This window comes from Endozoicomonas sp. SESOKO3 (genome assembly GCF_024606255.1).
This window is the reverse complement of the sequence record NZ_JAHHPR010000573.1, coordinates 1-1,371: the sequence shown is the minus strand read 5'-3', so window position 1 is coordinate 1,371 and position 1,371 is coordinate 1. Positions and strand designations below refer to the sequence as shown.

Genomic DNA, 1,371 nt, shown 5'->3' with positions numbered 1-1,371 from the left:
TGCTTGTTCTCAGCACACCTTTACAACAAACCAGAAATTTATGCACCGTAAAACATCTTTTACCGATTCATCATCGGAAGTGATTAATAAGTACCGCGGAACGGTCAGTGGACGATGGTTTGACCTGATTAATCTGCAACTACAGAAACATGGGGTCAGTCCATTACCTCCCGAGCATTTTAATATTCCTCTTGAAAGCGGGTCATACTGCGACAGGCCAATCCCTGTCGATGGCGCTCGCAGGTTGCTTTACTGGGCCGTAGAGCAGACGGATGAACCCCTGTTGCCTGTCGATCTGGGGCTTTCACTGCAACCGCTTGATTTCAAGTCACGGGGTATTGTCTTATGAAGCTCTGCATCACTCAGGCAACGAATTGAAAAACTGGAAACTTATCAGTCACTGATCACGACAACCACGCGAATCATCTTCAATGAAACAGCCGGGACAGCGTCATTATTATTAATTGACAATGACGCTGTCGATAAACAGGTCAACCTGACCAAACACGGCATGATGGCCCTGGTCTCAGCAGTTGCCAGGGTAATACGCTGGGACCATGAAACTGAAATAACGATACACTTGCCATTTGAACAACCCACATACCATAAAAAACTCAAGGACAAGTTGGAGTGCACTCTGAAATTCTCCATGTCTCAGTATCGAATAGAATTCAGTGTCGATGCGCTGGATCTGCCTTTGCGGACCAGTGACCCGGAGTTACTTCAGGCAACTGAATCACTGGTACAGAAAAAACTGCTAATGATTGAACAAAAAAACCTCGTTTTAAGAGTCAGTCGCTCACTGCTGGAACTAAACCCGCTTATTCCGCCGACCACTTCTAAAATGGCCGGCCTGATGAATATAAGCGGTCGTACATTCCAGAGAAAACTGACAGAGCTGGGGCTGAGTTACCGGGAACTGGTTAACAAAATACGCCATGAAAAAGCCATTGCCCTGATTGAGTCCAGTGACACACCGCTGTCCACTGTCGCTTATGAGTTAGGATTTGGCGATTTAAGCAGCTTTTCAAGGGCATTTAAAAGCTGGACTGGCATGTCACCAAGGCAGTACCGAAATACCCAAGCCTCGGGCGTTTAGTCTTGAAACAGTTCGAAATATGATTCAAATCAACTCATTTAGTCACAGTCGGTAATAAACAAGTACATGGCGCGCCCTGTCAAGTTTTTAGTGGGCCATTGATGTAGAGTGAAGACCCTATCGTTTTCGAACAAGACCCTGCGTTTCCAATGTTTACGGGGCATTCATCAAATGGGTCACTATTAGCAGACAAAAAAGGAGTCACCGTGACTGCTCAATTTGATATCAAAAACTGGCAATCTACCTACGATCGTAAATGTTCACCCCTGGAC

The 1,371-nt window shown here is 45.7% G+C and carries 2 protein-coding genes and 1 pseudogene; all 3 read left to right on the top strand.

What is annotated here, in order from left to right:
* Nucleotides 1–349: hypothetical protein (locus tag KDK18_RS09805; RefSeq protein WP_257254720.1), on the top strand; the 349-nt coding region annotated here is incomplete at its 5' end.
* A 12-nt stretch (nt 350–361) separates the two neighbouring features.
* Nucleotides 362–688, top strand: a pseudogene (locus KDK18_RS09800) (hypothetical protein); the annotation flags it as partial.
* A gap of 72 nt (nt 689–760) precedes the next feature.
* Entirely contained in the window at nt 761–1,099 is a 339-nt protein-coding gene (locus tag KDK18_RS09795; RefSeq protein ID WP_306670914.1) for an AraC family transcriptional regulator, read from the top strand.
* Nucleotides 1,100–1,371: the final 272 nt, after the last annotated feature.